At 72.8% G+C, this 23,099-nt stretch carries 20 protein-coding genes; 7 read left to right on the top strand and 13 right to left on the bottom strand.

Features of this window, described 5'->3' with window-relative positions; all coding sequences use genetic code 11:
• Positions 1–145: 145 nt before the first annotated feature.
• Together ACFWPS_RS50385 and ACFWPS_RS50390 are read right to left on the bottom strand one after the other, a co-directional pair.
• On the bottom strand, positions 146–556 hold the full coding sequence (locus tag ACFWPS_RS50385; protein ID WP_383720225.1) for a hypothetical protein: 411 nt from the start codon (positions 554–556) through the stop codon (positions 146–148).
• Between the two features lie 202 nt (positions 557–758).
• On the bottom strand, positions 759–962 hold the full coding sequence (locus tag ACFWPS_RS50390; protein ID WP_383720228.1) for a helix-turn-helix domain-containing protein: 204 nt from the start codon (positions 960–962) through the stop codon (positions 759–761).
• 370 nt (positions 963–1,332) lie between these two features.
• On the opposite strand from ACFWPS_RS50390, the gene ACFWPS_RS50395 reads away from it, so the two are divergent.
• Complete coding sequence (locus ACFWPS_RS50395) at positions 1,333–2,196, top strand: aminoglycoside phosphotransferase family protein (RefSeq protein ID WP_383720231.1); 864 nt, start codon at positions 1,333–1,335, stop codon at positions 2,194–2,196.
• A 127-nt stretch (positions 2,197–2,323) separates the two neighbouring features.
• Here the strand turns inward: ACFWPS_RS50395 and ACFWPS_RS50400 are convergent, their stop codons facing one another.
• From ACFWPS_RS50400 to ACFWPS_RS50415, 4 genes are all read right to left on the bottom strand, one after another.
• A complete protein-coding gene (locus ACFWPS_RS50400; RefSeq protein WP_383720234.1) occupies positions 2,324–3,043 on the bottom strand; it encodes a 3'-5' exonuclease in 720 nt (239 codons plus the stop codon).
• Positions 3,044–3,156: 113 nt separating this feature from the next.
• On the bottom strand, positions 3,157–4,398 hold the full coding sequence (locus ACFWPS_RS50405) for an SAV2148 family HEPN domain-containing protein (protein ID WP_383720237.1): 1,242 nt from the start codon (positions 4,396–4,398) through the stop codon (positions 3,157–3,159).
• 102 nt (positions 4,399–4,500) lie between these two features.
• Positions 4,501–5,820, bottom strand: a complete 1,320-nt coding sequence (locus ACFWPS_RS50410; RefSeq protein ID WP_383720239.1) for a copper amine oxidase — start codon at positions 5,818–5,820, stop codon at positions 4,501–4,503.
• Positions 5,821–5,878: 58 nt separating this feature from the next.
• Positions 5,879–6,694: a Tat pathway signal sequence domain protein gene (locus ACFWPS_RS50415; protein ID WP_383720241.1), complete on the bottom strand. Its 816-nt coding sequence runs from the start codon at positions 6,692–6,694 to the stop codon at positions 5,879–5,881.
• A gap of 196 nt (positions 6,695–6,890) precedes the next feature.
• Between ACFWPS_RS50415 and glgX the strand changes: the two genes are divergently transcribed.
• The 3 genes from glgX (at position 6,891) to ACFWPS_RS50430 (ending at position 12,968) form a co-directional block, all read left to right on the top strand.
• Positions 6,891–8,999 carry a glycogen debranching protein GlgX gene (gene glgX / locus ACFWPS_RS50420; protein ID WP_383720244.1) on the top strand — a complete coding sequence of 703 codons (2,109 nt, stop codon included), beginning with the start codon at positions 6,891–6,893 and terminating at the stop codon, positions 8,997–8,999.
• Positions 9,000–9,093: 94 nt separating this feature from the next.
• Positions 9,094–11,445, top strand: coding sequence for a malto-oligosyltrehalose synthase (gene treY, locus ACFWPS_RS50425; protein WP_383720247.1), 2,352 nt, complete (start codon positions 9,094–9,096; stop codon positions 11,443–11,445).
• A gap of 263 nt (positions 11,446–11,708) precedes the next feature.
• Positions 11,709–12,968 carry a M14 family zinc carboxypeptidase gene (locus ACFWPS_RS50430; protein WP_383720250.1) on the top strand — a complete coding sequence of 420 codons (1,260 nt, stop codon included), beginning with the start codon at positions 11,709–11,711 and terminating at the stop codon, positions 12,966–12,968.
• Positions 12,969–13,017: 49 nt separating this feature from the next.
• Here ACFWPS_RS50430 and ACFWPS_RS50435 read toward each other — a convergent pair whose 3' ends face one another.
• The 3 genes from ACFWPS_RS50435 to ACFWPS_RS50445 form a co-directional block, all read right to left on the bottom strand.
• Positions 13,018–13,434 carry a subtilase-type protease inhibitor gene (locus ACFWPS_RS50435; RefSeq protein WP_383720253.1) on the bottom strand — a complete coding sequence of 139 codons (417 nt, stop codon included), beginning with the start codon at positions 13,432–13,434 and terminating at the stop codon, positions 13,018–13,020.
• Entirely contained in the window at positions 13,431–14,798 is a 1,368-nt protein-coding gene (locus tag ACFWPS_RS50440; protein WP_383720256.1) for a M14 family zinc carboxypeptidase, read from the bottom strand. The genes ACFWPS_RS50435 and ACFWPS_RS50440 overlap by 4 nt, the downstream gene beginning before the upstream one ends.
• Before the next feature lie 140 nt (positions 14,799–14,938).
• Positions 14,939–15,490: an FHA domain-containing protein gene (locus ACFWPS_RS50445; protein ID WP_383720259.1), complete on the bottom strand. Its 552-nt coding sequence runs from the start codon at positions 15,488–15,490 to the stop codon at positions 14,939–14,941.
• 175 nt (positions 15,491–15,665) lie between these two features.
• Here ACFWPS_RS50445 and treZ point away from each other — a divergent pair, with 175 nt between their 5' ends.
• Positions 15,666–17,411, top strand: a complete 1,746-nt coding sequence (treZ, locus tag ACFWPS_RS50450) for a malto-oligosyltrehalose trehalohydrolase (protein WP_383720262.1) — start codon at positions 15,666–15,668, stop codon at positions 17,409–17,411.
• An 81-nt stretch (positions 17,412–17,492) separates the two neighbouring features.
• Here the strand turns inward: treZ and ACFWPS_RS50455 are convergent, their stop codons facing one another.
• From ACFWPS_RS50455 to ACFWPS_RS50470, 4 genes are all read right to left on the bottom strand, one after another.
• Complete coding sequence (locus ACFWPS_RS50455) at positions 17,493–18,440, bottom strand: aminoglycoside phosphotransferase family protein (RefSeq protein ID WP_383720264.1); 948 nt, start codon at positions 18,438–18,440, stop codon at positions 17,493–17,495.
• A 62-nt stretch (positions 18,441–18,502) separates the two neighbouring features.
• Positions 18,503–19,633: an aminopeptidase P family protein gene (locus ACFWPS_RS50460; RefSeq protein WP_383720267.1), complete on the bottom strand. Its 1,131-nt coding sequence runs from the start codon at positions 19,631–19,633 to the stop codon at positions 18,503–18,505.
• Positions 19,634–19,823: 190 nt separating this feature from the next.
• Positions 19,824–20,372: a PDZ domain-containing protein gene (locus ACFWPS_RS50465; RefSeq protein WP_383720269.1), complete on the bottom strand. Its 549-nt coding sequence runs from the start codon at positions 20,370–20,372 to the stop codon at positions 19,824–19,826.
• A 91-nt stretch (positions 20,373–20,463) separates the two neighbouring features.
• Positions 20,464–21,348, bottom strand: a complete 885-nt coding sequence (locus tag ACFWPS_RS50470; protein WP_383720270.1) for a LysR family transcriptional regulator — start codon at positions 21,346–21,348, stop codon at positions 20,464–20,466.
• 87 nt (positions 21,349–21,435) lie between these two features.
• Between ACFWPS_RS50470 and ACFWPS_RS50475 the strand changes: the two genes are divergently transcribed.
• Together ACFWPS_RS50475 and ACFWPS_RS50480 are read left to right on the top strand one after the other, a co-directional pair.
• Positions 21,436–22,170 (top strand): hypothetical protein, encoded by a 735-nt coding sequence (locus tag ACFWPS_RS50475; RefSeq protein WP_383720273.1) that lies wholly within the window; start codon positions 21,436–21,438, stop codon positions 22,168–22,170.
• Between the two features lie 70 nt (positions 22,171–22,240).
• Entirely contained in the window at positions 22,241–23,074 is an 834-nt protein-coding gene (locus tag ACFWPS_RS50480) for a hypothetical protein (protein ID WP_383720275.1), read from the top strand.
• Positions 23,075–23,099 lie beyond the last annotated feature (25 nt).

A 23,099-nucleotide genomic window follows, 5' to 3' on the forward strand; every position in this document is an offset into this window, starting at 1 on the left:
AGCGTGGAACCAGACCTCAGAACACTGGTCTGGGACACCCCGGTTTGACCCGAGTTATCCGCTTGAGCGGTGCGACCTCGTGTCGCACCCTGAAGGCGTACCGGAGCTGCATGACGATCACATTAGGCACATCGAACCCACGTCGTCACTGGGAACATGCGAGCGACCCGTCACCGTCACGAAGCAGGGTCTGGCTGCGCCGGAACGCCACCGCGACGCTCCGCGCCGCGACCACAGGTGAATCCCGGCAGCCGCGCACCGTCTGGGCTGAGGCGGGCGGCGAGTGCGGTACCGGTGGCCCAGCCGTACTCGCCGCCCGCCCGTCCGACTGGGCCGCCGTGATCCTCACGCCCCAGTCGATACCGATGGCCTCGCCCGTGCCGGGCTTCTCGACCGGGTCGGGGACGACCGGGAACGCGATGTGCCACTGACCGTTGCGACAGGTGACCCGGAACGTCTTCGCAGCGGGAAGCCGCGCACCCTTGCCCCGGGCGCTGAGGCGGAAACGGAACCAGCCGCAGCCGGGCACCTTGACCCGCGCCCACCGCCGGTTCAACCTCTGCACCACGACCGAGCGGCCCAATGACCTGCCTGCCCCTGGCGTTCAGCTTCGGGCTGCCGTCCGGCTCGAACTCCGGGACACGGCCGGTACCGACGGCCCTAAGGCCCTCGTGCACATGCTTACTGCGTCAGGACGGCTCACCAAAACCGGACGTGAAGCGAGCATTCTTGGCGTTGGCGAAGTCCTTCAGCGCCTGCTACTGCGCATCCGCGTTCCCAGCGGCCAGCCACTCATTGTCCCGCCGGGCCTCGGTGAGCCGGCGGCACTGCTCCGCGAAACCGGGCGCCGTCTCGCGGCCCGGCCTCCAGTGCCCGTGCTGCTCGACAGCCAGGTTCCAGACGTACCGGGCGTGCGCGCAGTGCAGAAGCATCTGCTCCGCCTGCGCGGGCGTCGGGTACATCCGAAAACATGCCATGCCGCGAACCCAGCCACCGCGTTCCCCACCCGCGCACACCATCGACCAACCGCACCCAAGTGAGTGACCACTCCCGCCTACTGACCCGACCGACCACCAGCCACCAGCCACCAGCTGCTCGACTCCCTGTCACCACCTCCTGTGCGAGGCCACCCTTTGCACCATGGGCGGCGACGCCGAATCGCCCCGACGGCGATTCGGTCTCTTCTGCCCCGCTTGGCGGGAGCGGGCATTCACCCCGGCCGTGAAGGACCGGGCACCCTGCCCGAGAGCAAGGTGGATGCGAGACTGGCCACCGGATGGCGGGAAGACGGCGCCGTGTGCACACGCACAGCGGCGGACACGGAGGCGGACGATGGACGAGGCAAGGGCGCGGGACGTACTGGCCGCGGCGGGTGTGCTGCCCGGTGCGGCGGCCGGCGCCTCGCTGCTCGCGCTGGGCGAGAACGCGGTGTTCGCCGCCGGGGACCTGGTGGTCAAGGTGGGCCGCGACGCCGAGCTCCTGGACCGGGCCCGGCGCGAGCTGGAGATCGCCGGGTGGCTGGCTGCGGCGGGCGTACCGGCCGTACGGGCCGCGGAGCCGAAGGCGCTGCTCGTCGAGGGCCACCCGGTGACCGTGTGGCACCGGCTGGCGGATCCGGTGCGGCCCGCCGAGCCGCGTGATCTGGCCGAACTGCTGCGGATCGTGCACGCACTGCCCGCTCCCCCCTTCGCGTTGCCGCCCCGCGAGCTGCTGGGTGGCGTGGAGCGATGGCTGCGGCTGGCCGGCGATGCGATCGACGCCGCCGACGCGGCGTACCTGCGGGAGCGCCGGGACGGCTTCGCGACGGCCGCGGCCGCACTGACGCCCCGTCTGACGCCGGGGCCGATCCACGGCGACGCGCTGCCCCGCAATGTGCACGTCGGCCCGGACGGGCCGGTCCTGGTGGACCTGGAGACCTTCTCGTCCGACCTGCGCGAGCACGACCTGGTGGTGATGGCCCTGTCCCGGGACCGGTACGGCCTGCCGGTCGAGGCGTACGACTCGTTCGTCGAGGCCTACGGGTGGGACGTGCGCGGGTGGGAGGGGTGCGGCGTGCTGCGCGGCGCCCGGGAGACGGCCAGCTGTGCGTGGGTCGCCCAGCACGCACCGAGCAACCCGAAAGCGCTGGCGGAGTTCGAGCGCAGGGTGGCGTCGCTACGGGAGGGCGACGAGTCGGTGCGCTGGTACTCCTTCTGAGCCGCAGCGCCCCCGAAGGGGCGCGGGGCTGTGTCAATTTGCGGCTCCGCCGCGTGGGCGCGACCAGCCACGACGGAGCCGCAGACGAACAATGACGCATCGCGGCACTTCCAGCTGAGCGGAACGCTCAAACGGCTTCGGCCAGCTCCCGCAGCGGCCAGGCCCCGTCCACCACCGCGTCGGCCTCCCCCTTGCGCCGCAGGAACTGCTCGAAGTCCGCAGCCCACTCCGCGTACCACTCCACCTGCCGCCGGTGCAGCTCCGCCGGACCCAGCGCCGCGATCTTCGGGTGCCGCTCGGCTATCGCGCGGGCGAGGCGCGCCGCGGCGAGGGCGTCGGCCGAGGCGTTGTGGGCGGCGGCGAGGGTGATGCCGTACTCGGCGCAGACCGCTTCCAGGTTCCGCTTGCCGCGGCGGTAGCGGTCGACCCGGCGGTCGATGGTGTACGGGTCGATGACCGGCGCGGGGTCGAGGCCGCCGAGGCGGTCGGAGAGGGACGGGAGTCCGTGCCGGCGCAGTTCCGCCGAGAGCAGGGTGAGGTCGAAGGTCGCGTTGTAGGCGACGACCGGGACTCCGGTCTTCCAGTAGCCCGTGAGGACGTCCGCGAGGGCGTCTGCGACCTGGTCGGCCGGCCTGCCCTCCGCCGCCGCCCGCTCGTTGCTGATGCCGTGCACCGCGACCGCGTCGGCCGGGATCTCCACGCCCGGATCCGCCAGCCACTCGCGGCGGCCCAGTTCCTGCCCGGCCCTGACCTCGATCACGGCCCCCGTGACGATCCGTGCCTCGCGCGGATCCGTACCCGTCGTCTCCAGGTCGAAGCCGATCAGGAGCTCCTGGTGCCAGCCCATGGGCGGCCCCCCTTCTTGGTGGTGCTTTCCCCCAGTGGTCTCCACCCTCGCATGCGCCACTGACAATCAGAGGACCGCGTTCCGCTTACCGGCGCATCACCGTCGCACACGCGTCACGACACCGGGCGCGAATCCGCCCAAGCCATCTCGAACTCCTCGCGGTACGTCGGGAAGAGTCCCGTTTCCACGGCATCGTCCGACTTGACCACCTTGCCGGCATTGCGGAGCACCAGCACCGGCGACTCCATGCCGCGCGCGCCGCGCAGATAGGACTGGACGACCGCGACACCGTCCGCGCCGTCGCCGTCGACCAGGTAGGCGGAGAAGCGGGGGGTGTCGTCGTACACCTGGATCTCGAAGGCGCCCGGGTCGCGCAGCCGGGAGCGGACCCGGCGCATGTGGAGGATGTTCATCTCGACGGAGCGGCCCAGTTCGCCCCGTTTCATCCCGAGTTCGCGTTCGCGGCGCTTGACCGCGCTGGAGGCGGGGTTGAGGAAGAGGAGCCGGACCCGGCAGCCGGTCTCGGCGAGGCGGACCAGGCGGCGGCCGGAGAAGTTCTGCACCAGCAGGTTGAGGCCGATGCCGATGGCGTCCAGGCGGCGGGCGCCGCCGAAGAGGTCCTCGGCCGGGAACTGGCGCATGAGGCGGACCCGGTCGGGGTGGACGGCGACGACGTCCGCGTAGCGGTCGCCGACGAGGTCCTCCACCGCGTCCACGGGAAGCCGGCGCGCGGAGGGCACGTCACCGCCCGCGCCGAGCATCTCCAGGAGCCGGGCGGAGGCGCGCTCGGCCTGGTCCAGGACGGCCCCGGACAGCGCCCGGTTGCGGGAGACGATGTTACGGGTCACCTCCAGCTCGTCCAGGGCGAGTTCGACGTCCCGGCGCTCGTCGAAGTACGGCTCGAAGCACGGCCAGTGCTGCACCATCAGCTCGCGCAGCTGGGGCAGGGTGAGGAAACTGAGCACGTTGTCGTCGGCGAGGTCGAGCAGATAGCCCTTGCGGCGGCTGACCTCGCGGACCGCGGCCGCCCGCTGGACCCACTCCTGGCCGGCCGGACCGGCCGCGGCGATCACCCACTCGTCGCCGTGGACGGGTTCGTAGATGGGCCGCAGCACGGCGGCCACGACCGCGCGCATCCGCTGTTCGACGAGGTTCAGCCAGATGTAGGCCCGGCCGGCCCGCTGGGCGCGCGTACGCACCTCCAGCCAGGCGTCGGCGTCCCACTCCAGCTCCGGCCCGATGGAGCCTGTGGCGTCCATCGGCCGGGCCAGGGACACCGCACCGGGCGGGACGTCTGTGGAGTTCCCCTCGTGACCCTCGTCACCAGGGGGCAGCTCCAGGCCTCCCGAGCCCACCCGTGCACCGCCTTCCGCTCCCCCGAGCTCTCCCTGTGCCAACGATCAAGGAAGGGTACTCCGGGAGCGGTCGGCGGTGCAGCCGGATGCACAGGTCGTTTCTCAACTACCGTTTCCGGGCTGTCCGTTCTGATCAGCAAGGGCGGCCGGAGTGAGCGGATTCATAGCGGTGACGTCACGCGGGGCGATGGAGAAGCCCTGCCAGTGGACCGGCATCGGCTGCTGGTCCTCGTCGCGCGCGATGTGATGGAAGCCGACGTTCACCCAGACCACGGGGTTGGTGAGGGTCTGCCCGTTCACGAACTTGTCGACGGTCTTGGGGTGACCGCTCGCGCAGCCCGGGTTGTTGCTGGCGAACTGCTCGCACTTGTCGTACTGGGTGAAGTAGACGTCGTGCGAAGTGAACGCGTGGCCCGGGTACTTGTTGCTGGCACCCTGGACGATCTCGTACGACCGGGCGTGCCCGTCCTTGTTCTTGCCGGCCGTGCTGACCACCCGCCACCAGCGCATGTTCTTGGCGTCGCCGGCGAGTTCCTTGGTGACGTCGGTGCGGGTGGTCTTGTTGCTGGGCGCCTCCTGGCCGTGCACGGGGGCGCTGACCTTCGAGTCGTACTGCTCGATGCGGCTCTTGGAGGAGCCGTCGAGGTCGAAGTCCAGCTTCCAGAACACGTTGTGGCTGTGGCTGGTGGCATAGGCGTGGGCGCCCGTGCCGATCGGCCAGCCGCGGCCGTCCCCGGCGTCGTAGTCGCCCGGCGAGAGGCTGCCGGTGGCGCCGACGTTCATGTTGATCGTGCCGTCGTCCTGGAACCGCCACTCGGTCATGTACTCGTACCAGCCGACCTTGTTGACGGTGTAGATCAGCAGGTCCTTGCCCTGCGCCTGGTACACCTTGTTGCCGGTGTCGGCCTGCATCCGGTACGCGTGGCCGCGCGAACGGGTGGTGGTGCACAGGCCGTTGACGTTGGGGTGGGCCGGGTCCCAGGCGTCGGGGACCTTGACGGTCTTGATGGTGCCGCCGGGACACTCGGCCGAGTCGAGCGGCACCAGGCCCTGAGCGAAGCCGAAGCCGGTCAGGTCGTCGTACTCGACGCTGCCGTCGTCGTAGGGGACGTCGATCTGGGCGAGGTGGGCGCTGGAGAGCACCTTGATGGGAGCCGGCTCGCCCTTGGGCTGGTAGGAGATGTGCTCCAGGACCAGTCCGGCCTTGCTGTCGTAGCGCCAGCACATCCGCCAGGTGGTACCGGTGGAGAGCTTCTGCTCGATGCGGTAGGCGGCGGAGCAGTCGGCGGCGGCCGCGGCGGCGGTCCGCTTGGGCTGGGCGACGGCGGGTCCGGCCGCGGTGGTGACGCCGGCGGCCAGCGCGGCCGCGGACAGGCCGACGGCGGCCGTCCTGCGGGCGCGGCGGATTCTGTTCGGGTGCATGACGAAGTGACTCCTGGTACGGGAGATGCAGGGTGGAAAGGTGAACGGAGCGGCCGGCTCAGCTGCCGAGCTTCACGACCTTGCGTGCGCTCAGGTCGACGATGAGCGACCTGGCATCGATCCACGGCCCGTTCTTGACCTTCGGGAAGAGCCGCACGCAGCGGTGTTCGCCGCACTTGTCGAGCGCGGCCGGCTGGGCGCCCGGAGTGGCGCGGTAGACCGCGCTGTTGAGCAGCAGCTGCTGTTCCGGGTCGGTCAGCTCCGTGCCCGTGGCGTCCTTGAAGTCCGCCTTGAGGCCGGCGCCGAGCGGGTCGGCGACGAGCAGCTTGAGTGCCTCGACGTTCTCGTCGTGGCTGAGCGGCGGCTGGACGCCCGTGCGGCTGATGGTCTGCTCGACCTTGCCGGTGTCGAGGTTGACGGTCCGGGTGACGAGGGTGTCGTCCCGGTAGTCGTAGAACGTCACGTCCGCGCGGCGCGGCGCGTTCGTGGCGTCCAGTTCGTCGGCGTCCGGCTCGGCGAGATCGACGCTGAGCCGCTCCGGGCCGCGTCGGCCCTCGACGTTCTCCCCGGCGCTGAACATCTGCTTGGTCAGAGCGAGTTGTTCGACGCGCTTGGTCTCGTCGTCGGTCAGCGGGTCGCTGCCCGTGCCCTTCTTCCCCTCGGCCGGCGCCTGTTCCACCACGCCCGGCTTGACGGCGTCCTGGCCCTGCCCCGCCTGCTGCGCGGCCGCCGCCGCGCTCCCGTCGCCACCTCCCGACTCGTTCGCCCCTGCCGTACCCGGCAGGGTGATCCCGACCATCACGGCGGTCCCCGCCACCGCCAGTCCCGCACCGGCCACCACCTTGCCCAGATGGCGGTGCACTATCTTGCGCACATCTTCCCCCTACTCCCCCTTGGTCACAGGGAGTACGTGTCTGCCCCACTGGTTCGGCACACATCGCCACATAAGCCACTGTGTGCTCTGGTCGCCGAGTAAGAGGGACGTAAGTCACGAGGGGTTCCATTACTTTCGGGCAGACTCATGACCAAGGCGCCCCCGGGCGCAGGACGCACCTGGAAGAGTCGACTTCATGCAGGTCTGGCCTGGAGAGGCATATCCGCTCGGCGCCACGTACGACGGCGCCGGGACCAACTTCGCGGTGTTCACGGAGGCCGCGGACCGAGTCGAGCTGTGTCTGCTGCACGACGACGGCTCGGAGACGGCGGTGGAACTGCGGGAGAGCGACGCCTTCGTCCGGCACGCGTACCTGCCGGGCGTGATGCCGGGGCAGCGTTACGGCTTCCGGGTGCACGGCCCGTACGACCCCGGGCGCGGACAGCGCTGCAACTCGGCGAAGCTGCTGCTCGACCCGTACGCGAAGGCGATCGGCGGATCGGTGCGCTGGGGCGAGGAGGTGTACGGCTACCACTTCGGCGACCCCGACAAGCGCAACGACCTGGACTCGGCGCCGCACACCATGACGTCGGTGGTGATCAACCCGTACTTCGACTGGGGCGACGACCGGCGGCCGCGCACCGAGTACCACCACACGGTGATCTACGAGGCCCATGTGAAGGGCCTGACCATGCGCCACCCGGGCCTGCCGGAGGAGCTGCGCGGCACCTACGCGGGCCTGGCCCACCCGGCCGTCGTCGAGCACCTGACGGCGCTGGGTGTCACGGCCCTGGAGCTGATGCCGGTCCACCAGTTCGTGAACGACCACCGGCTGGTCGACATGGACCTGAACAACTACTGGGGCTACAACACCATCGGCTTCTTCGCCCCGCACAACGCGTACGCCTCCTGGGGCGACCGCGGCCAGCAGGTGCTGGAGTTCAAGTCGGCGGTCCGGGCGCTGCACGAGGCCGGGATCGAGGTGATCCTCGACGTGGTCTACAACCACACCGCCGAGGGCAACCACCTGGGCCCGACGCTGTCCTTCCGGGGCCTGGACAACCCGTCGTACTACCGGCTGACGGACGACCCGCGCTACTACATGGACACCACCGGCACCGGCAACTCGCTGCTGATGCGGTCCCCGCACGTCCTCCAGATGATCATGGACTCGCTGCGGTACTGGGTCACCGAGATGCATGTCGACGGCTTCCGCTTCGACCTCGCGGCGACCCTGGCCCGGCAGTTCCACGAGGTGGACCGGCTTTCGTCGTTCTTCGACCTGGTGCAGCAGGACCCGGTCGTCTCCCAGGTGAAGCTGATCGCCGAGCCGTGGGACGTGGGCGAGGGCGGCTACCAGGTGGGCAACTTCCCGCCGCTGTGGACCGAGTGGAACGGCAAGTACCGGGACACCGTGCGCGACCTGTGGCGCGGCGAGCCGCGCGCACTGGCGGAGTTCGCGTCCCGGCTGACCGGCTCCTCCGACCTGTACCAGGACGACGGCCGCCGCCCGCTGGCCTCCATCAACTTCGTCACCTGCCACGACGGGTTCACCCTGCACGACCTCGTCTCGTACAACGAGAAGCACAACACGGCCAACGGCGAGGACAACCGCGACGGCGAGAGCCACAACCGCTCGTGGAACTGCGGGGTCGAGGGCCACACCGACGACCCCGCGATCCTCGAACTGCGCGACCGGCAGATGCGTAACTTCGTCGCCACGCTGATGCTGTCCCAGGGCGTTCCGATGCTCGGCCACGGCGACGAGTTCGCGCGCACCCAGCAGGGCAACAACAACGCGTACTGCCAGGACAACGAGGTGTCCTGGGTGGACTGGCCGTCCCCCGAGGACGACAGCGACCTGCTGGCCTTCACACGCGCGATGGCGCGGCTGCGCAAGGAGCACCCGGTCTTCCGGCGCCGCCGCTTCTTCCACGGCCGCCCCGTGGAGGGCACCCACGACGAACTCTCCGACATCGCCTGGTTCACCCCCGAAGGCCACGAGATGGCCCAGCGGGACTGGGACTCGGCCCAGGCCTCGGCCCTCACGGTCTTCCTGAACGGCAACGCGATCTCGGAACCGGGCAGCCGGGGGCAGCGGATCGCCGACGACTCGTTCCTGCTGATGTTCAACGCCTCGCCGGACCCGCTGGAGTTCCTGGTACCGGTGAACCACGGCCGGCAGTGGGAGGTGGTGGTCGACACGGCACAGGCGGAGCCGGTGCCGCCAGGGCCGAAGGTAGACGGCGGCGAACGCCTGACGTTGACGGGCCGCAGCTTGACTGTTCTGAAGAGGCCGGCATAAAGCGCCCCTTCAGGGGCGCGGGGAACTGCGCGATCAACCCCCACCGGGCCCGCACTGTGACACAAAAACAAACGAGACGGGTACATACGTCCGCATGACAGCCGAGCGAACTGCCCTCACCGTGCCGACAGCCACCTATCGACTACAGCTCCAGCCCAGCTTCCCCTTCTCGGCGGCTTCCTCGGCCGTGCCGTACCTGGCCTCGCTCGGCATCTCCCATCTCCACCTCTCCCCCGTCCTGGAGGCCGTCCCCGGCTCCACCCACGGCTACGACGTCGTGGACCACGCGCGCGTGCGTGAAGAACTCGGCGGCGAGGACGCGCTCCGCGCACTCGCCCGCACCGCACAGGCGCACGGTCTCGGTCTCGTCGCCGACATCGTGCCGAACCACATGGCCATGTCCCCCCGCCACAACCACGCCCTGTGGGAGGTCCTGCGGGAGGGCCCGAAGTCGCCGTACGCGCGCTGGTTCGACGTCGACTGGGAGGCACAGGGCGGCCGGCTGCTGGTGCCGGTGCTGGGCGGGCCGGTCGGCGAGGTGCTCGGGCAGCTGGTGGTCGACGGGGACGTACTGCGCTACCACGAACACGCCTTCCCGCTCCGCGCGGGCACCGCGGACCTGCCGCTGCCGGAGTTGCTGGACGCCCAGTGGTACCGCCCGGTGTGGTGGCGGCTGGCCCGTACCGAGCTGAACTACCGGCGGTTCTTCAGCATCTCGGAGCTGATCGGGGTGCGGGTGGAGGACCCGGAGGTGTTCGAGGCCACCCACGGCAAGATCCTCCAGCTGCTGCACGAGGGCGTGCTGGACGGGCTGCGCGTGGACCATCCCGACGGGCTCGCCGACCCCGACGGCTATCTCGCGCGGCTGCACGAGGCGACCGGCGGGCGCTGGACGGTCGTGGAGAAGATCCTGGCCGACGGCGAGCAGCTGCCGGCCGGCTGGCCGGTCGCGGGGACCACCGGGTACGACGCCCTGCGGCACGTGGACGGCCTGTTCACGGATCCCGCCGGCGCCGGTGAACTGCTGGGCCAGTACCGGAGGTTCGCGGCCCCGCAGACGGACCGGGGCGGCGACTGGGCGGCCACGGTGCGGCGGGCGGCGTACAAGGTGATCACGCACGAGCTGGCGGCCGAGACGGACCGGCTGACGCGGGTGGCCACGCGCGTGTGCGCGACGTCCCCGGATCCCGCCCTGCGCGACCGGGCGCCCTGGGCGCTGCGCACCGCGCTGCAGGAGCTGCTGGTGCGGATGCCGGTGTACCGGCCGTACGCCTCCGGTGACGTGTCCGCCGTGGTCACCGCGGAGGCCGCCGAGGAGGCCCGGCGGGCCTTCGTGGTGCCCGCGGAGGGCGGGGCGGTGGACGTGGTGCGCGGGCTGCTCCTGGCGGGGGACGGGCCGGGGCTCGCGGAGTTCCGGACGCGGTTCGCGCAGACCGCCTCGGCGCTGCGGGCCAAGTCCGTGGAGGACACCGCGTTCTACCGTTATGTGCCGCTGCTGTCGGCGACCGAGGTGGGCGGGGACCCGGGCAGCCCGGGCGTCTCCCCCGGCGCCTTTCACGCGTACTGCGCGCGCGTGCAGCGCGACTGGCCGCTCACCGGGACGGTGGTGACCACGCACGACACCAAGCGCAGCGCCGATGTGCGGGCCGCGCTGGCGGTGCTGACGGAGTGTCCGGAGCGCTGGGCGGACGTGCTGACCGAGGTGACCCTGGACGGGGAGGGGGTGCCGGACGCGCAGCTGGCCTGGGCGGCCTGGCAGACGGTGTTCGGGCTCGGTCCGGCGGACCCGGAGCGGGTGCGGGGGGCGCTGGTGAAGCATGTGCGGGAGGCGGGCCTGTACACGAGCTGGACGGAGCAGGAGCCGCCGTACGAAGAGGCGGTGGTCTCGTTCGTCGCGGCAGGTCCGTGCGGGGTGCCAGGTGAGCGCGTGGCGGCCTTCCGGGCCTCGCTGGCGGCGCACGTCCGGGCGAACGTGCTGGGGACGGCTCTGGTCCATCTGACGATGCCGGGGGTGCCGGACCTCTACCAGGGCACGGAGGGCGAGTACCGGGCGCTGGTGGACCCGGACAACCGGCGGCCGGTCTCCTTCCCGCCGGCACACCCGGGCGAGAAGGACGCGGTGACGGCGGCGGCGCTGCGGCTGCGGGCGCGGCGCCCGGACGTCTTCGGCGACGCGGCGACGTATGCGCCGCTGGCTGCCGAGGGGCCGGCCGCGGCGCACTGTCTCGCGTTCGCGCGCTCCGGGGAGGTGGTCACTGCGGTGACCCGGCTGTCGCTGCGGCTGGCCGCGGCGGGCGGCTGGCGGGACACGGTCCTGGCGCTGCCGCCGGGGCGGTGGGCCGATGTGCTGGCGCCGGGGCGGGAGTTCACGGGTCGCGCGCGCGTGGGCGAGCTTTTCGCGGGGCTGCCGGTGACGCTGCTGGAGCGGGTGGAAGCCGACAACTGACAGTGAAATTCACTCGTACGAGTGAATATGTGGCCGATCCGCCGGTTTGCTGAAACTCGCCGGGCGCGCACCGCGTCGGTTATCGGCGCGCGGAGCCGTTCCGCGCCCCGTAATGGCTTCGCACCCCCGACTGGCGCCAATCGCCCCTCCGGCCGTCGGTACACGCCTCCGGGCGCCCCCTGGAGCCTCCCCCGGGAGGTTCTTGACAGTTCACCTATGCCGTGCGGGACTGGGGAATGCGAAGCCGGGCGGACAAGTCGGGGGTGAGTCTCCTGCCGGAGCTGCGTTACCCCAGTGTTCCCGAACTCGTCGCAACCGCCCGGGCGTTGGCCGCTCACCGGCCCGGCCTGTGTACGTTGCGGCAGATCGGCCTCTCCCGCGCGGGCAGACCGCTGCACCTGCTGTCCGTCGGGCACGCCCGGCGGGCGGTGCTGGTGGTCGCGGGCGCGCACGCCAACGAACCGACGGGGGGCGGCACCCTCCAGCTACTGGCCGAACGGGTGCTGCACGAGCGGGACCTGCGGGCGGAGAACTCCTGGCACTTCCTGCTGTGCGCGGACCCGGACGGGGCGAGCCTGCACGTCACCCCGGCCCCGCGCAGCCTGCTCGACTACCACCTCGGCTTCTACCGGCCGGCGGGCCCGGAGCAGCCGGAGTGGTCGCCGTCGGTGCTGCCCCCGGACCGGCTGCCGCCCGAGACCGTGGCCCTGCTCGGGGTGATCGACGAGCTGCGCCCCTACCTCCAGGTGACCCTGCACGGCACCGATCTGGGCGGCAGTTGGGTCCAGTTGACGAGGGACGTGCCAGGGCTCGCCGAGCCGTTCGCCAAGTCCGCGGCCGAGCTGCACATTCCGGTGGAGACGGGCGCCTCGGACGCCGCGGGCTGGCCGGCCTCCGGACCCGGGGTGCGGGTGATGCCCGGTCCGGAGACGGGGGTGGCCTACCCGAGCATGCCGGACGACGCGCGGCACAGCACCTGGTACCACGCGCACCGCTACGGCGGTCTGACGGCCGTGGTCGAGGTGCCGATGTGGGCGAGCGACCTGGTCGACGACCCGGCGCCGCACCCGGCGCCGGCGGCGGCGATGCGCCGGCTGGCGCGCCGGCTGCTGCGGGACTCGCGGGAGGTGGAGCGGGTACTGGCCGAGGTGCTGCCCCGGCTGGACGGCCTGAGCGGCCTGGACGGGCCGCTGCTGCGGGCGGCCCGCTGGGCTCTGGGGCTGATCCCCGGGCTGGCCGAGGACTGGATCCAGCGGCCGCCGGTCGACACCACGATGGCGTACGTCGGCAGTGTGGACGCCTTCGGGCGGCGGCTGCCGTTGCGGGCCGCGTCGATGCTGCTGCGGGTGCTGCGGGAGGCGGACGACCGCGCGGCGCCTCTGCTGGAGGAGCTGGTGGCCTCCTGGTGCGAGGCCTACGGCGAGCGTTTCCGGGCCCGGTGGGTGCCGCTGGAGCGCCAGGTGGAGCACCAGTCCCGGACGGTGCTGGCGGCCGCACAGCACGCGCGTGAGCAGGCGGCGTGAGGTCCGGGGCGGGTCCCGCGGGCCGCACGCCGCCCGCGGGGCCGGCCGGTCAGCCGTCGAGGGCGAAGACCGGGCCCGTCAGGGCCGCCAGCCGGCAGGAGTTCGAGAACGTCTCGCGGTACTCGATCGGCCGGCCGTTCCACTGCCCGCGCGCCTGGGCGGTCACCGGGGCGTAGACCATCGGGCACATCGCGTCCTTGGCCGGGGTGACGCGGGCGATGTCACCGCCCACCGCGTCGAGTTCGGCGCAGGCCTCGGCCGCGCGGGAGTGCCCCTGGGGCGGGTCGCACAGCAGCAGCGTGCCGCGCGTGTCGCTGGAGTGGCTGTCGCCCTTGGTGACGGTCAGGTACAGGTAGTCGCCGTCACGCGCCACGCCCGGCGCGGCCTGGGCCGGTCCGGCGGCGAGAAGGGCGGCGGCCACCAGCAGGGCACCGCCGGCGGCTGTCGCTTTGCTGAGATGCGTCATTCCCCGTGCATCGGCACGGCGGGCTCGGTCCCCCAGCCCGGCTCACCCGATCGAGCACGCACGCGCGCGTGGCGGTGCGCCAGTTCGAAGGCGCTCAGGACCACGCGTGTCTGGTACTCGGCCTGCCGTGCGACCGGGATCCAGCGCGCGCCGAGGGTGTCGTGGTAGTCCGCGCACCAGGTGTCGATCAGCCGGTCCAGGTCGGGCAGGGCCGCGGCGGGGTCATGGCCGGTGCTGCGCAGGAGCTGGTGCAGCAGCCCGGCGGTGCGCAGGGCCAGCCGGCGCCCGGCGATGCGCAGGGCGGCCAGGTGGGCGGAGCTGAGCGGGGGCAGCGGGCGGGCGCTGCCGGCGTCCGTGTCGGGGTCCCAGGCGTCGGCGAGGCCGGGGCAGACCAGCAGGTAGTCGTCGACCGGCGCGAGCAGCCGGGCCGCGTCCGGCGCCGCGGACAGCTGCGGCCGTACCCGGGCCAGGACGCCGTCCAGGAGCTCCGTGTCGCGCCGCAGGGTCCGGCTGACGGCGCGCAGCGCCGCGTCCCGGTCGGCGGGCGGTGTGCCGTCCTGGACTGCGGCCACGCCCCACATGGGCGCCTCGACGATGGCGGTGACGGTGCCGTACCGGTACGGGTGGAACCAGGTGGACTCGACGGCGGCCTCGGTGATGGCGGCCGCCAGGTCGCCCCGGCGGGGCGGCGGGACACGGTAGACGGCCGGGCCCAGGGTGGGCCAGTACAGGGTGTCGTAGGCGCCGAGTTCGCGGGGGATGCCGAGCCGGGTCGCGGTGTGCGCGAGGCGCCGGTCGAGGCCCGGCAGTTCGCGGGTCAGCTCGACGAAACCGCCGCCGACGTCGACGCCGTGCAGTGAGCACTGGAGGAACGGCCGCAGCTCGTCCTGGAGGTCGAGCAGCGCCCGGGTCTCGGGCAGCGCGGCCGCGTCCGCCCCGTCGGGCAGCCACTCGGGCTGCTCCAGGAAGCCGGGCCGGAAGAAGTTCCGGAAGTAGTGGCCCAGGGTGTACGGCCCGGCCAGCCAGCCCTCGTTGCGGCGTGAGCCGTCGGGGTCCAGGCACAGCAGCAGGTTCCAGGTGACGTCGGCGTCCTCGGTGAGCCTCGGGTCGGCGAGGACCCGGTCGGCGAGGCGCAGCACGGTGGCACCGCCGACGGGTTCGTTGGCGTGCGGGCCTGCGACGACGAGGACGTGCCGGGCGCCGTGACCGATGGAAAGCAGCCACATCGGGGTGCCAGCACGGGAGACACCTGCCCTGCGCAGCCGGGCGTCCCGGGGGCGGTCGGCGACCAGCGCGGCCGCCCGCGAGGCGAGCTCGTCCACGGACGGGTAGCGGAGGAGGGGCGGCAGGTCACACCTCCACAATGCGGTGCCGTCGGTTCACATGGTGTGCATGGCGTACGCACAGTCAGTCACGACTTGAGGGGTACGTCAACACCACGACGGACAAACACTTTTCGGCCACCGGGCAGGACAGTTCAGGTGGCGGGGGACCGGCCCGGGGTTCAGTCGCTCGCGAGCCGGAAGAACATCCGGCCGAAGCCGACCTGGTCGCCCTCGCGGACGACGGCGGCGCCGGTCACCCGGCGGCCGTTCACGGTCGTGCCGTTGGTGGAGCCTAGGTCCCGCAGGACCCACAGGCCGCCCTGGTGGCGCAGTTCGGCGTGCACCCGCGAGACCGTCTCGTGGTTGAGCCGCAGCCCGCTGGCGGGGTCGCGGCCGATGCGCAGCGGGTGGCCGCCCGCCGGGTGCGGCAGCAGCAGCTTGGGCAGCCGCTCGGCCTGCCAGGCCCGGCGCAGCCGTACGGTGAAGCCGGAGACGGCCTCGACGGTGCCGAAGAGCACGCGCGCGAAGCGGCTCTCCTGGGGCAGGTCGGCGGTGAGCGCGGCGAGTTCGTCGGCGCGGCGGGCGGCGAGCGCCAGTTCCATACGGCGCACGAACGTGTCGTGCGACAGCCGTCCCATGGCGACGCCGTCACGCAGCATGCTCAGCGCCTTGTCACGCTCCGCGTCGGACAGCCGCGCGGGGTAGGTGTGGAACTCGAAGGACGACGTCACGCTGCCGATTCTGGGTCAGTGAACCCCGGGTGTCCAGAAAACGGGGAAACGGCCGTCACCCGCGCGTACGTCCGGCGACACCCGCCCGGAAAGCCGGGATTCAAAAGCGGACTGATCGCTTTCGCGGCACGATGGACGGACTACCTCACGATGAGCCAGACGAAGGGGACCGTCCGTGCAGTTCGAGGTGTGGGCACCGCAGGCAGACCGTGTGACGCTCCATTGCGACGGCACCACGCGGGCGTTGGAGCGCGCCCCGGAGCGGCCCGGCTGGTGGACCGGGGAGGCGGACGCCGAGGACGGCACACGGTACGGGTTCGCCCTGGACGACGGCCCTGTGCTGCCCGACCCGCGCTCGCGCCGCCAGCCGGACGGCCCGGACGGGCTCAGCGCGGTCGTCGACCACCGGCGCCACGAGTGGCGTACCGCCTGGCAGGGGCGCGCACTGCCGGGCGCGGTGCTCTACGAGCTGCACGTGGGCACGTACACCCCGGAGGGCACCCTGGACGCGGCCGCCGCCCGCCTCGGCCATCTGCGGGAACTGGGCGTCACGCATGTGGAGTTGATGCCGCTGTGCCCGTTCCCCGGCCGGCACGGCTGGGGGTACGAGGGGGTGTCGCTGTGGGCGGTGCACGAGCCGTACGGCGGCCCCGAGGCACTGAAACGGTTTGTCGACCGGGCCCACGAACTCGGCCTCGGCGTCGTCCTGGACGTCGTGCACAACCACCTCGGCCCGTCCGGCAACTACCTGCCCGCGTTCGGGCCGTACTTCACGGAGACCCACCAGACACCCTGGGGCTCCGCGGTGAACCTGGACGCTCCCGGGTCGGACGAGGTGCGCGCGTATCTGCTGGGCAGCGCGCTGGCCTGGCTGCGGGACTACCTGATCGACGGGCTGCGCCTGGACGCGGTGCACACGCTGCGGGACACGCGCGCGTGCCACTTCCTGGAGGAGCTGTCGACGGCCGTGGCCGCTCTGGCGGCCGAGTCCGGCCGGCCGCTGTTCCTCGTCGGCGAGTCCGACCTGAACGACCCGCGGGTCATCACCCCGCGCGCGGAGCACGGGTTCGGCCTGGACGCACAGTGGAACGACGACTTCCACCACGCCCTGCACGCCGCGCTGACCGGCGAGTCCCAGGGCTACTACGCCGACTTCGCCCGCGCCCCGCTCGCCGCCCTCGCCAAGACGCTCACCGGCGGCTACTTCCACGACGGCACGTACTCCGGCTTCCGCGGCCGCCGGCACGGCCGCCCGCTGGACCGCGCGCGGGTGGCCGGGCACCGGCTGCTCGGCTACACCCAGACCCACGACCAGGTCGGCAACCGTGCCCAGGGCGACCGGCTTTCGGCGGCCCTCTCCCCCGGCCTGCTGGCCTGTGCCGCCACCCTGGCCCTGACCGCGCCCTTCACGCCGATGCTGTTCATGGGCGAGGAGTGGGCGGCCGGCTCCCCCTGGCAGTTCTTCACCGACCACACGGACCCGGATCTGGCGGAGGCCGTGCGACGCGGCAGGCGGCGGGAGTTCGCGGCGCACGGGTGGGCCGAGGAGGACGTACCCGACCCGCAGGACCCGGCGACCCGGGAGCGGTCCTGTCTGGACTGGTCGGAGCCGGCCCGCGAGCCGCACGCGCGCGTACTGGCCTGGTACCGCCGGCTGATCGCGCTGCGCCGCGAGCAGCCGGACCTCACCGATCCCGATCTCGCCGACACCAAGGTGGCGTACGACGAGACGGCACGCTGGCTGGCGTTCCGGCGCGGGGACGTGCGGGTGGCAGTGAACCTGGGCAGCGAACCCGCCGCGATCCCGCTCGGCACCGGGAAGGCGGAGGTCCTGGCCGCCTGGGACACCGTGGCGGCGCCGGACACGGACGGGGTGCTGCGGGTGCCGGGCGAGTCGTGCGTGGTGCTGACCCAGGCCTGAGCAACGGCCGTTCCGCTCCAGCCCGCTGCCGTCGGAGCGCAGCCCCCGCTGCAGCCCGCTGTCTTCGGAGCGCAGCCCCCGCTAAGGCTCCTCGTCGTCCTCGGTGTCCTCGCGCAGTTCCGTCACCCGCTCCAGCAGGATCGCCTCCCAGGCGCGCCGGAGTCGGGTGCGCAGCAGCGGCAGGGGGCTCTCGTCGCGGCCTTCGAGGCGGTCGGTGAGGCGGATGACGGTGTCGCAGCGGGCCAGCCACAGGCCGCGCAGGCAGGGGCGGGCGCCGTAGCCGGCGAGGGTGGCCGCGCGGACGGCCGCGCCGGAGCCGACCGCGAGGGCGAGCCCGGCGATGTCCTCGGCGGGGTCGCCCACCGCCGTGCCGGTCCAGTCGAGGACGCCGCGCACCCTGCCGTCGGCGCTGACCACCAGGTGCTCGCCCATGAGGTCGTGGTGGGCCAGCACGGCGGTACCGGGCTGGGCGGCGAGCTGGGCGGCGCCCGGCGGGGTCAGCTGGAGCAGCCGGGCGGGGTCGAACTCGTCGGCGGCGGCAAGGCGTTGGGCGGCGGTCACGGCCATGCGGCGCAGCGCCTCCAGGGAACGCGGCGGGGTGCGCGGCACGCCGAGCGTCTCGGCCTGCTGTACCGGCACCTCGCGCAGCCCGGTGAGCAGCCCGGCCAGGTCCGCCTCGCCGACCGCGGAGATGTCGTGCTCCTCGGCCGTACCCCCGGGAATCACGGTGTCCAGCGTGTACGTCAGCCCCGGCGCCCACTCGCCGTGTGCGACGCTGGCCGGGACGGCGACGGGCAGGTGCGGCCGGACCAGGTCGCGCAGGCGCAGTTCGCGGCGCTGGCGGACGGCGGCGTCCCGGTCGGGGGCGAGGCGCAGCACATGGCGGGTGCCGACCCACCAGGTGAAATGCGCACCGGCCGCCGCGACGGGCCGCACCTCGGGGCCCTGGGTTGCGCCCGCGCCCTCCTTGAGCAGCGAGCGGACCAGTCGGCGGACGGTGTCCGCGGTGGGAGTCGGTGCCTGGGTCATGGATCGCGCCGTTGCCGTTCGGGATGGGTAGGGGCGAGCGGGTGGTTCCGGGGCCGGGTCGGTCAGCCCACGACGACCATCTCGCGGGTGGTGTTGTTGAAACGACGGCCACCGTCCCCGGTCACCGTGACGATGTCCTCGATCCGTACCCCGAAGCGGCCGGGCAGATAGATGCCGGGCTCCACGGAGAAGCACATCCCGGGCACGAGCGGCTGCTCCTCGCCCTCGATCATGTACGGCGGCTCGTGCGTGGTGACGCCGATGCCGTGGCCGGTGCGGTGGATGAAGAACGCGCCGTACCCGGCGCCGGTGATGACCGCCCGGGCGGCCCGGTCCACCTCCTGGCAGGCGGCGCCGGGGCGGACGGCCCGGAAGCCGGCCTCCTGGGCGGCGCGCACGATGTCGTGCACCTCGCGCTCCTCGGCGGTCGGCGGGCCCACGTGCACGGTGCGGGTGGTGTCGGAGCCGTAGCCGTCCTTGAGGCCGCCGAAGTCGAGGACGACCATGTCGCCGTCCTGGATGACCCGGTCGCCGACCTCGTGATGCGGGTTGGCGCCGTTGGGTCCTGAGCCGACGATGGTGAAGTCGACCTGGTCGTGGCCGAAGCGGCGCAGCAGGTCGGCGAGGTCGTGGCCGACGTCGGACTCGCGGCGGCCGGCGAAGGGAACCTTGCGGATCTCCTCGAACGTCGCGTCGGCAGCCGCTCCGGCGGCGGCGAGGAGTTCGAGCTCGGCCGTGTCCTTCACGGCGCGGAGCATGGGCAGCGCGTCGGTGAGGGAGGCGTAGGACGTGTCGGGGAGTGTCTTCTGCAGGCCCAGCAGGTGCATGGCCCACGCGTTGTCGCTGATACCGAACCGGCCGGACTTGTCGAGCAGGTCGGCGGTCACCGCGTAGGGGTCCGTGCCGTCGGTCCAGTCCCGCAGGGAGAGCACGGCCGCGCCGTCGGCCTTCTCGGCGTCGGGAGCCTCGAGGGTGGGGACGATCAGGACGGGGTCCCTGCCGGGGGCCAGGACGAGGAGGGTGAGCCGTTCGGTGACCGCGGTGGGGGTGTAGCCGGTGAGCCACACCATGTCGGGGCCGGGGGCGATCAGGAGGCCGGCGAGGCCGGCGTCCGCCGCGGAGTGCGCTGCGCGCGTCATGCGGGACTTGTAGTCGGCGGCGGTGAAGGGGGCGGCGGGGGTGGTGCCGGTCATCCGGGGCCTCCTTGCGCGGGTGACGGGGCTGTACTGGTCTCGGCATGCATCCTGCCCGGAGAGAAAGGGCCGCGCGAGCCGGTTTGCGCGGAAGCGCCGTTGCGTGTTCCGGCTGCGTGGCGGGTGCGGCTGCGTTGTGGCTGGTCGCGCAGTTCCCCGCGCCCCTTTGGGCGCGTCCGTGCGGGTGTTCTCAAGTGACGACGCCCGGCACCACCGTCAGCTGCTGGTAGCCCCCGCTCGCGTGCCGGACGGTGAGCTTGGCCTCCTTGCCCGGGTGGGCGTGGGCCACCGCCCGGACCAGGTCGGCCGCGCTGTCGATCCGGCGGTCGCCGAGCTGGAGCAGTACGTCGCCGCGCACCAGCCCCGCCGTGTAGCCGGGCCCCGGCACATGGACGCCCACCACCAGCGCGCCCACCTTGTCGGCATCCACGGCCTCCACGCCCAGGGTCGCGGCGGGCGTCGGCGAGGGTGTGGCCGGGGGTGCGGGGCTCGGTGTCGGCGGCGCGGCCTGCTGCCGTAGTTCGGCCAGTCTGCTCATGCCGATCACGGTGGCGCCCACCGTGCCCAGCCCGACCCCGGACAGCACCAGGACCGTGCCGACGAACGATCCGAACAACAGGGTCCTGATCCGGCGGCCGCGGCGGCGCGCCGCGTGCGGTCGCCGGGCCGGGTCGGGTGGGGGGCTGTCCCCGCGTTCCTGGCCGGGGATCGGCTTGGGACGCAATGCGGTCTGTTCCATGGTTCGCCTCCACCCCGAGCCCTACCCGGCGCACGCGGGCGCGACGAGACACGAACGAGTGAGACTGACCCTGGGTCAGCCGCGGGAAGCATCAGCCCCCACCTGCACCATGGGCACCGTCGAGAAGGCTCGCCACCAGGTCCGCCGCCGCTCCCGTGGGTGTCCCGCCGTACACCAGTTCCACCCGGTGGACGAGGCGCGGTGCGGTGACGGGGACGGCGACCGTGCCGGGGACGCCGGTGGCCGTGCGCAGGGGCAGCAGGGTGAGGCCGTGGCCGGCGGCGGTCAGGGCGGTGAGGGTGCGGACGTCGGAGCCGTCGTAGCGCAGGGCCGGGCGGAAGGCACCGCCGCCGGTCGCGGTGCGCAGCCGGCTCAGGGGCGGGGCCGCGTCGGGGGCGTCGAGCCAGCGGGCGTCGGCGAGGTCCGCGAGGCGCAGGCCGGGGCGGCGGGCGAGTGGATGCCCGGCGGGCAGCAGGACGGCGACGGGCTCCTCGCCTACCCCGTGCGTGCTCAGGGGGGCCACGTCGGGCAGCCGCAGCGGGTCGCTGGGTGCGGCGAGGCCGTCGAGCAGACCCAGGTCGGCGGTGCCGGTGGCGACGGAGGCCGGGATCCCGTCGCGGGGCAGGACGCGCAGGGTGACGCCGGCGGCGGGGAGCGCGGCGAGGACGGCGGGGCCGAGTGCGGTCGGGGTGGCGGCGAGGGTCAGGCCCGGCGCGGGTGCGGCGGCCATCCGTACGACGTCCGCACGGGCCGCCTCCAGGCGCAGCAGCAGCGGCCCGGCGTGTTCCAGGAGCCGTTCGCCGGCCGCGGTCGGGGACACCGGGCGGCGGGTGAGCAGGGGGGTGCCGAGGTCCTGTTCGAGGGCGGCGATGTGCTGGGAGACCGCGGACTGGGTGTATCCGAGCTCGCGCGCGGCCTCCGAGAAGGAGGCGAGGCGGGCCACGGTGACGTACGTGCGCAGGAGGTGCGGGTCCATGCCGCACAGGATCGCATCAGTGATGCTTATCGAGAGTCCGTCAATCATCGTTGGACGTGAACCGGAGCGGGCGCCCAGGATGAGCCCATGACGAACTCCGCAGCCCGGACCGCCAGGATCGCCCTGGTCGGGGACCGCTCCCCCAACGTCGTGTCGCACACCCGGATCCCGCTTCTGCTGGACGCGCTCGCCGAGCGCGACCGGCTGGTGCTCGACGCCTACTGGATCCCTTCCGAGGACGCCGAGGCCGCGGACGCGGTGCACGGCTTCGACGCGGTGTGGGTGCTGCCGGGCAGCCCGTACCGCAGCGAGGCGGGTGTGCTGCGGGCGATCCGCACCGCCCGTGAGGAGGGCATCCCCTTCCTGGGCACCTGCGGGGGCTTCCAGCACGCGCTCCTGGAGTACGCCCGTGACGTCTGCGGCCTGACCCGGGTCGCGCACGCCGAGAACGACCCCGACGCCGAGGATCTCCTCATCGAGCCGCTGGCCTGTTCGCTGGTGGGTCACGAGGCCGCGGTGCGCGTCGAGCCGGGCACACTGGCCGAGTCGGCGATCGGCTCGGGGCGCACGGTCGAGCGCTATTTCTGCTCGTACGGCCCCTCCCGGCACCTCGACACCCTGCGCGCGCACGGGCTGCGGCTGTCGGGACACGACGAGGACGGCCATGTCCGCGTCGCCGAACTGCCCGGCCATCCCTTCTTCCTGGCCACGCTCTTCCAGCCGGAGCTGTCGGGTGACGGCTCGCGTCCGCATCCGGTCATCCGGGCGCTGGCCCGGGCGGCCGTCGCGCATGCCACGGAGCGGGTGCGCGCATCGGTGTGAGGCCGGGGCTGCTCGGCTCCCCGCCCGTGGCCGGAGGCCGTTGTCAGTGGCGGCTGTTACGTTCTGTGACATGACCGATGACTGCCTGCGGCTGCTCCGGCAGCACCACCGCCTGGCCGAACTGGCGGCGTTCCCTTTCAACTTCGACCTGGCCCGGGCCGCCGACGGCCATGTCGAGCCGGTGCGCCTCGCCTCCGGCGGCTCGCTGGAGGCGGTGGCCGGCTGCGACACCGGCGGCACGTATTTCGTGTGCGCGGACGGCTCGTTGCTGTACGCGGACTCGGAGGGCTCGGCCGGGATCATGGGCTCGTCCGTGGACGAGGCACTGGAGGTCGTGATCGGCCTGCCGGGCTGGCGTGACCACCTGTCCCTGTCTCCGGCGGACGGCGAGGAGAAGATCCTCGCCCGCGTGGCCGAGATCGAGGAGGAGATCCGCGAGTACCACGGCATCGACGCCGAACGCGCCGAACTCCGCGCCGCCCTGGGCCTGCCCGAACGCTCCCCCGTAGAACTGCTCGGCATGCTGCACACGGCCCTGCTGCGCACCGAGCCCGACTTCCTCCTGCTGAACGCGGACGAGGGCTGCGCCTACGACCTGCTCGACCCGCACCCCCGGCCGCCCCTGTGGGAATCGGTACGGCACGAGGTGCCCGGCGACCCGGCCGCCGAGCCGCTGTCCACCTGGACCCGGCTGGCGGCCGAGCAGGGAATGACCGAGCTCGCCCGGGTGGCGCTGATCCGCCGGCTGGACGACATATACCTGGACCAGGGCCTGCTGCTGCGGCCCGGCAGCAGAAAGGAACTCGACCTGTCGCCGCTGCTCTGGCTGGCCGGGGAGTTCGAGCGGCTGGGCGACCTGCCGCAGGCCGGCCGCGCCCGGCGGCTGCACAGCACCCTCCAGTAGGAGCCCGGTCCGGACGAGCCCCGTC

It is taken from the genome of Streptomyces sp. NPDC058457 (assembly GCF_042720695.1).
Taxonomy (GTDB): domain Bacteria; phylum Actinomycetota; class Actinomycetes; order Streptomycetales; family Streptomycetaceae; genus Streptomyces.